This is a genomic window from Pseudomonas sp. GW822-FHT02D10, assembly GCF_058802345.1.
In genome coordinates this window covers 615,208-624,808 of the sequence record NZ_JBXAOB010000001.1, presented here as the reverse complement: position 1 = coordinate 624,808, position 9,601 = coordinate 615,208, and the positions used below count along the sequence as shown (strand labels likewise).

The window sequence follows — 9,601 nt, the reverse complement described above, 5'->3', positions numbered from 1 at the left end:
CTGTCCGTCGCGCTAATGGCCTTTTGGTTACTTTGTGAGTGCGTTCGTTGTCGGAATCAGTACAATCGCGCACTTTGCCCCCACGAGCATGGACGCAGATCGGCGGGGCGGCCACGAGAAGTTCTGATGCTCATCGGTAGCTATTCCCCCGCCCTGGTTTTGATCTCCCTTTGCGTGGCGATGCTTGCCTCCTATACCGCCCTGGACCTGACCGGACGCATTGCAACCGCCAAAGGCCGCGCAGTTCACTTTTGGACGGCGGGTGGCGCGTTGGCGATGGGTATCGGCGTCTGGTCGATGCATTTCATTGGCATGCTGGCGTTCAGGCTGCCGATGATCCTCGGGTACGATATCGGCATCACCTTTTTGTCGCTGGTGATCGCTATTTTGTCCTGCGGGTTCGCGCTGTGGCTGGTCAGTCAGCCGCGTTTGCCGGGCTGGCAACTGGCGTTTGGCGCATTGATCATGGGTGCGGGCATCAGCGGCATGCACTACACCGGCATGGCCGCCATGCGCATGCAGCCAGGCATTGATTACGATCCGACATTGTTTGGCGCCTCGTTGGTGATCGCGGTCGGCGCTTCGGCCGCGGCGTTGTGGATCGCCTTTCGTTTGCGCCAGAACACCCCGTATGTGCGCCTCGCTCGTGGCGGTGCAGCCGTCGTCATGGGTTTCGCTATTGTTGGCATGCACTACACCGGGATGGCGGCAGCGCGTTTTGCCGATGGCAGCTTTTGTGGTGCCGCACTCGACGGTTTGAGTGGCAAGGGTCTGGATAACCTGGTGCTGATCACCACCCTGGCGGTGTTGAGCATCGCGTTGCTGACCTCGATCCTCGATGCGCGTCTTGAAGCACGCACCGCCGAGCTGGCCAACTCGCTGACCCTGGCCAACCGCGAACTCACCCAACTGGCGTTGCACGACCCCCTGACCGGATTGCCGAACCGGGTGCTGCTGGCCGATCGCATCGACCAAGCCATGCATGTGGTGCAGGAGCAGGGTGGTTGCTTCGCGTTGATGTTCATTGATCTGGACGGTTTTAAACCGGTCAACGATGCCTTCGGTCACCACATGGGCGATCAGTTGTTGCGCGAAGTCGGTGTGCGTTTGCGCGAGGAGCTGCGCAGCCAGGACACGCTGGCGCGAATCGGCGGTGATGAATTCGTCCTGCTGGTGCAGCTCGCCGAACCCGACGATGCCTTGCGTCTGGCGGCGCGTCAGGTCGGCTTGATCTCGCGCGCGTTCCGGGTCGCCGAACACGACTTGCAGATCTCTGCCAGCGTTGGCATTGCCGTATACCCTGGCAACGGACAGACCCCGCAAGAACTGCTGATGAACGCCGACGCGGCGATGTATCACGCCAAGGGCGCAGGCAAGAACGGCTACAGCTTCTTCGACGCCTCGATGAATACCAACGCCCGCAAGCAACTGCAAATGCTTCAGGATTTGCGTCATGCGGTAGAGCAACAACAATTCAGCCTGCACTACCAACCCAAGTTTGACGCCAGCAATGGTCTGCCCGTCGGTGCCGAGGCCTTGTTGCGTTGGGAACACCCAACCCAGGGCATGCTGCTGCCGGACAAGTTCATCGAGCTGGCGGAGAAAACCGGGCTGATCATCCCGATCGGCGATTGGGTGCTCAATGAGGCGTGCCGACAAATGCGCCTCTGGCACCAACAGGGTTACACCCATTGGCGCATTGCGGTGAATCTCTCGGCATTGCAGTTCTGTCACGTCGGGCTGGTGCAAAGCGTCGCCACAGCCCTGGCCACCCACGGTTTACCTGCCAACAGCCTGACCCTGGAAATCACCGAGACCACCGCCATGAGCGATGCCGACGCGAGCATGACGGTGCTTGCGCAGCTCTCGGAAATGGGCGTCGACCTGTCCATCGACGACTTTGGCACCGGCTATTCGAGTTTGATGTACCTCAAGCGCCTGCCGGCCAATGAGCTGAAGATCGACCGTGGTTTTGTCCGCGACCTGGAGCGCGACAGTGATGACGCAGCGATCGTCTCGGCCATTGTCGCCCTCGGGCAGGCATTGGGTTTGCGCATCGTCGCCGAAGGCGTGGAAACCGATGTGCAACAGGACTTCCTGACTCAGTTGGGCTGTGATTCGTTGCAAGGCTACCTGCTGGGCCACCCGTTACCGGCCGAACGGTTCATGGTCGACATCCACCGGGCCGAGCAATTGGCGACAGGCTGAACGCCAGACCGACCGCCGTCCATGCAAAACTCGACGCCGACAGGTATTCTTGCGGCGCAAGGCTTCGGGTCTGAATGGGGGAATCAGCATGGACAAAGTCATTGTCATCACCGGTGGCAGTCGCGGTATTGGCGCGGCCACGGCGCTCCTGGCCGCTGAACAGGGCTATCGAATCTGTATCAACTACCAGGCCGACGAACAGGCCGCGCAACACGTACTCGAACACGTCCGTGCGCTCGGCGCCCAGGCGATTGCGGTGCGCGCTGACGTCAGCATCGAAGACGAAGTGATCAGCCTGTTCCATCGCGTCGACTCCGAGCTGGGCCGAGTCACCGCGCTGGTGAACAACGCGGGCACGGTCGGACAAAAGTCGCGCGTCGATGAAATGTCCGAATTCCGCATTCTGAAAGTCATGAAAACCAACATCCTGGCGCCGATCCTCTGCGCCAAGCATGCACTGTTGCGTATGTCACCCAAACATGGTGGGCAGGGCGGCAGCATCGTCAACGTGTCCTCGGTCGCCTCGCGCCTCGGCTCACCAGGCGAATACGTCGACTACGCGGCCTCCAAGGGCGCGCTGGATACGTTCACCATCGGCCTGTCCAAGGAAGTCGCCGGCGAAGGCATTCGCGTCAACGCGGTACGTCCCGGCTATATCTACACCGACTTCCATGCCTTGAGTGGTGACCCGGATCGGGTCAGCAAGCTTGAATCGGGGATTCCCATGGCGCGTGGCGGCCGCCCGGAGGAAGTGGCGGAGGCTATTATCTGGTTGTTGTCGGACAAGGCTTCTTATGCGACCGGGACGTTTATCGATCTGGCGGGTGGGCGTTAAAAAGATCGCAGCCTGCGGCAGCTCCTACAGCGTTGCGTACATCCGTAGGAGCTGCCGAAGGCTGCGATCTTTTGCTTTTAGAACGACCGCACAATCCGCCCCAACGTCTCCATCGCCTGCTCGGCATCCTCTGTCCACGGGCTGCCGTAGTTCAAACGAATGCAATTTCGAAAGCGCCGGGTCGGTGAAAAGATCGGCCCCGGCGCAATGCTGATCCCTTGCGCCAACGCCATCTGGAACAACTTCAACGAATCCATCTGTGCCGGCAATTCCAGCCACAGGAAGTAGCCGCCAGCCGGTTGGCTGACGCGGGTCTGGGCCGGAAAGTAGCGGGCGATGGCCGCGAGCATGGCGCTTTGCTGTTCTTCGAGGGCGTAGCGCAGTTTGCGCAGGTGGCGGTCGTAGCCACCGTGTTGCAGGTAATCGGCGATCGCCGCCTGGGCCGGCATCGAGGCGCAAAGCGAGGTCATCAGCTTCAGGCGTTCGATTTTCTGCGCGTAGCGCCCGGCGGCAACCCAGCCGATTCGGTAACCGGGGGCGAGGCTTTTGGCGAACGAGCCGCAGTGCATCACCAGCCCTTCGGTGTCGAAGGCTTTGGCCGGTTTCGGCGCTTGCTGGCCGTAATAGAGTTCGGCGTAGACGTCGTCTTCGATCAGCGGCACCTGATGGCTGCGCAACAACTCCACCAGTTCCTGTTTTTTGGCCTCGGGCATGGTCGCGCCCATCGGGTTCTGGAAACTGGTCATGCACCAGCAGGCCTTGATCGGGTGGCGTTCGAGGGTTTGCGCGAGCACGCCGAGGTCGATGCCGTCACGCGGGTGCACGGGAATTTCCACCGCTTTGAGCTTGAGCCGTTCAAGCACCTGCAGGCTGGCGTAGAACGCCGGGGCTTCGATGGCCACCAGGTCGCCGGGTTCGGTCACCGCTTGCAGGCACAGGTTCAGTGCTTCGAGCGCGCCGTTGGTGATCAGCAATTCTTCCATGGGCAACATCAGGCCGCCGACCATGTAGCGCAGGGCGATTTGCCGACGCAATTGTGGATTGCCCGGCGACATGTCGGTGACCACCATGCGTGGGTCCATCTCCCTGGCGGCACTGGCCAGCGAGCGTGACAGGCGTTGCAGTGGAAACAGCGTCGGGCTGGGGAAGGCCGAGCCGAAGGGTACGGTGTTCGGGTCCTTGATCGAGTCGAGGACCGAGAACACCAGTTCACTGACGTCGACTTCGGTGGACTCGCTGACCTGGCTGCTGATCACCGGCTCCGAGAACGGGCTCGGCGCATGGGTGTTGACGAAGTAGCCGGAGCGCGGCCGGGCGCGGATCAGCCCGCGACGTTCCAGCAGGTAATAGGCCTGAAACACGGTGGACGGGCTGACCCCGTAAGTCTGGCTGGCATAACGGACCGAGGGTACGCGCTGGCCAGGGCCGAGCACCCCGGAGCGGATCAGTTCAGCAATGTCGTCGGCGAATTTTTCGTAGCGTTTCATCTAAGTCCCGGATTTGACGGAAAACAGGCGACACAGGGCTGGCATCTTAAAGGCTCAACGGTTCAGCGGTGCAACAAAACGGCTCTGTGCCACGCTGTTCACCGGAGGCTCATCGCTGTCGGTGATCTTGAAACTGATCTTCTGCGAGCTGCTGCTGGGCTTGTCGGTGGTCATCGCCACAGACACCGGTATGTCGACGATCTCTCCCGGCGCCAGGTTCAACTCGGTCTTGCCCTGCAACTGGAAGCCGTCGCCGTCCACCAGGGACAAACGATAGTCCTGCCGCTGCTGGGTTTTGTTGATGACTTTGAGGCTATAGATGTTTTCGATCTGCCCCTGGCTGTTTTCGCGAAACAGGCCACGGTCCTTGCTCACGTCCAGCGACACCATCGGCCGCTCCATCAGGGCCAGCGCCAGTGCGCCGATCATCACCACCAGCACCGCGGTGTAGCCGATCAACCGAGGCCGCAGCAGGTGGGTCTTGCCACCTTGCAATTCATGCTCGGAGGTATAGCTGATCAGGCCACGGGCATAGCCCATTTTGTCCATGATCGAATCACAGGCATCGATACACGCCGCGCAGCCGATGCATTCCATCTGCAATCTATCGCGAATGTCGATGCCGGTCGGGCAGACCTGCACGCACAGGTGACAGTCGATGCAATCGCCCAGCCCCACGTCGGCCGGCTTCACCTCGCGTTTGCGCGGACCACGGCTTTCGCCACGGGCGGCGTCGTAGGAAATGGTCAGGGTGTCTTTGTCGAACATCACGCTCTGGAACCGCGCATACGGGCACATGTGCATGCACACCGCTTCACGCAGCCAGCCGGCGTTGATGTAGGTCGCGCCGGTGAAGAACAGCACCCAGAACAGACTGACACCGCCCATTTGCAGGGTCAGCAGTTCATTGGCCAGCGGGCGAATCGGGGTGAAGTAGCCGACAAACGTCAGGCCGGTCAGCACGCTGATGGCCAGCCACATCGTGTGCTTGGCCGAGCGACGCAGCAGTTTGTTCAGGCCCCAGGGTGCGGCTTGCAGCTTGATCCGCTGGTTGCGCTCGCCCTCGGTGACCTTTTCGCACCACATGAACAACCAGGTGAACGAGCTCTGCGGGCAGGTGTAGCCGCACCAGACCCGCCCGGCGAACACGGTGATCGCGAACAGGCCGAAGGCGCAAATGATCAGCAGCGCTGAGAGCAGGATGAAGTCCTGCGGCCAGAACGTTGCACCGAAGATGTGGAATTTGCTTTCCGACAAGTCCCAGAGCACAGCCTGTCGGCCACCCCAGTTCAGCCACACGGTGCCGAAAAACGCCAGGAACAGAAAGCCCGCACCGCTCAGGCGCAAGGTACGGAACAAACCGGTGAAGCTGCGGGTATGAATCTGGTTGTCGCTGGATTTGGCCTTCATCTTTGGACGCGAAGGCTCGAATGTTTCTACTAATCGGACGGGGATTCTATCGCTCATGGTCTTTCGCTCATCAGCCTCCATCAGGCCGATGAACTATGACCACCGATCTGTTTGCATAACAGACTCAGGTATTGGATTAAAAAGCGGATCAGATGAGTGCTTGATCCGCCCCTGCGACAACTTGATGCACCCCGACAGGCGCGGCAACAGCGCCTGTCACAGGCGTTTGCGGCGGTCTGTGATCTGCGTCAGTCAAATCACCGAATCACTGCGGGTGACCTTCAGGTGCCGGCGACCATCGGTGGCACCTGCTACGGTTAATGCGTCGGCTTCTGCTTCGGTGATGTAGATGCGCTGGCCGTCGAGGTCCACCGCCGACATGGCTTTGTCCGCGTCGGTGATGATGGTGACATCGGCAGGAAGGCGAATCTCCTCACGGTTCTCGGTAATGAAGAAGCAGACCTGGTTTTCGATGCGCACGGTCATGGGGGGCTCCATTCTCTGCGGGATCTAAAAGATTAGGGTGCAGGCGCTGCTCATCGTTCTGTGGAACCGATTAGCGGTCGCCGGTGAAGGCACAGCACTTCTATGATGAGGTCGGGTTGTCGTCCGCACATGGCGCAGGGTCTCGATTTATTTCTGTAGAGGTTAGTTCGTGTTTGTTGTAGTCGATTCCATGGGTGTGACTGGTTGTATGCAGTTCTTTTAAAAGTGTATTTCGGCTGTCCTTTAAGTTTGTCGGGTGTCGTACATGGAAGTTCAGTAATTCATAGTTGTAGAGATTCATTGCTAGGATGGCCAGTTTTCAATTGGGCTGAAGTCAGCGCTCTAAAGGCTGCATTCGTTGTTTGCGAGCAGTATTTGGAGTTTGAAAACATGGTTTTCATTGTTAGCACTTCCTGTACGTTATGTTCTATGGGGTGTTGGTAGACAATATGTTCCTGCTTTCTGTGTTGGGTCAATGGTTAGGTGATCTGCTTGTAGGACAGGGTTTACCTGACTTTCAGGATTTTCTTGCGCTAATTTAGGGTGGCGTTTTTTACGAGTGGAGATGTTTTTGAAATGATTCGTTATTGCGGCTCTGTTTGGTTTTGGGGGGGTAGTACATTTCTTAAGACGCAGCGTTGTTGAGATGGAAATATATGGGAAATAAAAGATAAGCGGTCAGAGTCTTTGCGCTAATCATGGTGGTGGCACGGGAGCGATTCGTTCGGTGATAGATCGTGATTGCAATGAATCACGCCTAAGATCAACACATCGCAGGTTTTGACAGTGGATACAGTCCAACGATGACTGGCGGTTGGGTGACAGGTGGTTGTTCTTTCGCCGGATGCACGCTTTCAGATGGCTCCTGTTCGGGAACAGGTTCAGGCTGATCAGGTAGCAAGGTCAGGGGGGCGATGTCCGGATCGGGCGTTTCGGGCGAGATCGGGATATTCAACGGTGTGGCCTCTTTTGTGCTTGGCTTCTCTCGGTGGGCTGTTGGCGGATCGATTTGCGTCCACCGGTGAGCCGGCAAAAAACTCTCTGAACTTTTAGCAAGGCCCGGCGCTCGGAACCTAAGTAGCGTCATGCAGGCAGCACACGATCAAGCACAAATGCGTCCATGGGACGTAAGGGGCGATGCTCGATGACGACTGAAAAACCGACTGAACTGCACTACAACCCGCAACTGCCGCTGTCGCAGGCCTTGCTGCTGCCGCGGATTATTATTGAAAACACGATGCCGGTGATTGATGGCGGCCAGTTTGCGGCCAAGGCCATCGAAGGGCAGGCGGTGACGGTGACCAGCAAGGTTTTTGCCGACGGCCACGACACGCTGGCGGTGCGCGTGCGTTGGCGTGCCGAGGCCGACTCGATCTGGCAATGCGAGGTGATGACCGATCTGGGCAATAACGCTTGGCAAGGCCAGTTCAGTGTCGCACTGCCTGGGCAGTATCGGTTTTGCATCGAGGCCTGGATCGATCAGTTCGCCAGTTTCTGTCATGAGCTGGAAAAGAAGCATGTCGCGGGCGTGCCGGTCAGCCTGGAGCTGCAAGAAGGGCGCACCCTGGTATTGCAGGCGGCAGAGCGCAGTGACGGTCAGTTGAGCGAGCAGTTGGCGGCGCTGCACCATGAACTGGTCGGGCTGCTTGAAACCGAGCAAGTTGCGCTGTTTCTGCACCCGCGCAGTGCCGGGTTGATGGCCGAGGCCAATCAGCGCCCCTACCTCAGCCTGAGTCCGGAGTACCCGCTGGATGTCGAGCGCGAACGTGCGCAGTTCGCCAGTTGGTATGAGCTGTTTCCCCGCTCGATCACCGACGATCCAAAGCGCCACGGTACATTCAATGACGTGCACTCGCGTCTGGCGATGATCCAGGACATGGGTTTTGACGTGCTGTACTTTCCGCCGATCCACCCGATTGGTCGCCGCTATCGCAAAGGCCCCAACAACGCGCTGACCGCCGGCCCCGATGACTTCGGCAGCCCGTATGCCATTGGCGGTGTCGAAGGCGGGCACGAGGCGATTCATCCGCTGTTGGGCAGTCGCGAGGACTTTCGTCGTCTGGTCGCGGCGGCCGCCGCGCATGGGTTGGAGATCGCCCTGGATTTCGCCATTCAATGTTCCCAGGATCACCCGTGGCTTGCGCAGCATCCGGGCTGGTTCAACTGGCGGCCGGACGGCACCATCAAATACTCCGAGAACCCACCGAAGAAATACCAGGACATCGTCAACGTCGACTTCTATGCCAGCGAGGCGATCCCCAGCCTGTGGCTTGCACTGCGGGACATCGTGGTTGGCTGGGTCGAGGAGGGGGTGAAGATTTTTCGCGTCGACAATCCGCACACCAAACCCTTGCCGTTCTGGCAGTGGTTGATCGCTGATGTGCGGGCGCTGTATCCCGAGGTGATTTTCCTTGCCGAGGCTTTTACCACCCCGGCGATGATGGCGCGTCTGGGCAAGGTCGGCTATTCCCAGAGTTACACCTACTTCACCTGGCGAAACACCAAGCACGAGCTGGCGACGTATCTCACCGAGCTGAACCAGTCGCCCTGGCGCGAGTGTTTCCGGCCAAACTTCTTCGTCAATACACCCGACATCAATCCGGTTTTTCTCCATGAGTCGGGCCGCGCCGGGTTTCTGATCCGGGCGGCGCTGGCGACCATGGGCTCGGGCCTGTGGGGCATGTATTCGGGGTTTGAGTTGTGCGAGTCGGCACCCGTGCCGGGCAAGGAGGAGTACCTCGACTCCGAGAAGTATGAAATACGTGTCCGGAACTTCAACGCGCCGGGCAACATCATCGCCGAGATCGCCCAGCTCAACCGCATCCGCCGACAGAATCCGGCGCTGCACAGCCATTTGGGTTTGCAGGTCTACACGGCGTGGAACGACAACATTCTGTACTTCGGTAAACGCAGTGCCGATGGCAGCAACTTCATTCTGGTGGCGGTCAGCCTCGACCCGTTCAACGCCCAGGAGGCACATTTCGAATTGCCGCTGTGGGAGATGGGCCTGAGTGACGATGCGGCCACCCAGGGTGAGGACCTGATGAATGGCCACCGCTGGACCTGGTATGGCAAAACCCAATGGATGCGCATCGAGCCGTGGAACCAGCCGTTCGGGATTTGGCGGATTACCGTTTAGCCGCCCCCACAGGTCCTCACTGTACTCAGGAGTTTC

The 9,601-nt window shown here is 59.3% G+C and carries 7 protein-coding genes; 3 read left to right on the top strand and 4 right to left on the bottom strand.

Annotated elements, in window-relative coordinates; translation table 11 throughout:
* The first annotated feature begins 126 nt into the window (after positions 1-126).
* Both AC1RPZ_RS02865 and AC1RPZ_RS02860 read left to right on the top strand, forming a co-directional pair.
* Complete coding sequence (locus AC1RPZ_RS02865; RefSeq protein ID WP_493134626.1) at positions 127-2,208, top strand: putative bifunctional diguanylate cyclase/phosphodiesterase; 2,082 nt, start codon at positions 127-129, stop codon at positions 2,206-2,208.
* A gap of 88 nt (positions 2,209-2,296) precedes the next feature.
* Complete coding sequence (locus AC1RPZ_RS02860; protein ID WP_493134624.1) at positions 2,297-3,043, top strand: SDR family oxidoreductase; 747 nt, start codon at positions 2,297-2,299, stop codon at positions 3,041-3,043.
* A 77-nt stretch (positions 3,044-3,120) separates the two neighbouring features.
* Here AC1RPZ_RS02860 and mapR read toward each other — a convergent pair whose 3' ends face one another.
* The 4 genes from mapR to AC1RPZ_RS02840 all read right to left on the bottom strand — a co-directional run bounded on the left by mapR (position 3,121) and on the right by AC1RPZ_RS02840 (position 7,381).
* The gene (gene mapR / locus AC1RPZ_RS02855; RefSeq protein ID WP_493134622.1) at positions 3,121-4,530 is read right to left on the bottom strand and encodes a GntR family transcriptional regulator MpaR; all 1,410 of its coding nucleotides are present in this window, start codon (positions 4,528-4,530) and stop codon (positions 3,121-3,123) included.
* A 54-nt stretch (positions 4,531-4,584) separates the two neighbouring features.
* Positions 4,585-5,997, bottom strand: coding sequence for a cytochrome c oxidase accessory protein CcoG (gene ccoG / locus AC1RPZ_RS02850; protein WP_493134620.1), 1,413 nt, complete (start codon positions 5,995-5,997; stop codon positions 4,585-4,587).
* Between the two features lie 195 nt (positions 5,998-6,192).
* A complete protein-coding gene (locus AC1RPZ_RS02845) occupies positions 6,193-6,426 on the bottom strand; it encodes a DUF3203 family protein (RefSeq protein WP_493134618.1) in 234 nt (77 codons plus the stop codon).
* A gap of 763 nt (positions 6,427-7,189) precedes the next feature.
* The gene (locus tag AC1RPZ_RS02840) at positions 7,190-7,381 is read right to left on the bottom strand and encodes a hypothetical protein (protein WP_493134616.1); all 192 of its coding nucleotides are present in this window, start codon (positions 7,379-7,381) and stop codon (positions 7,190-7,192) included.
* Between the two features lie 189 nt (positions 7,382-7,570).
* Between AC1RPZ_RS02840 and AC1RPZ_RS02835 the strand changes: the two genes are divergently transcribed.
* Positions 7,571-9,565 (top strand): alpha-1,4-glucan--maltose-1-phosphate maltosyltransferase, encoded by a 1,995-nt coding sequence (locus AC1RPZ_RS02835; protein ID WP_493134614.1) that lies wholly within the window; start codon positions 7,571-7,573, stop codon positions 9,563-9,565.
* The last annotated feature ends 36 nt before the right edge of the window (positions 9,566-9,601 follow it).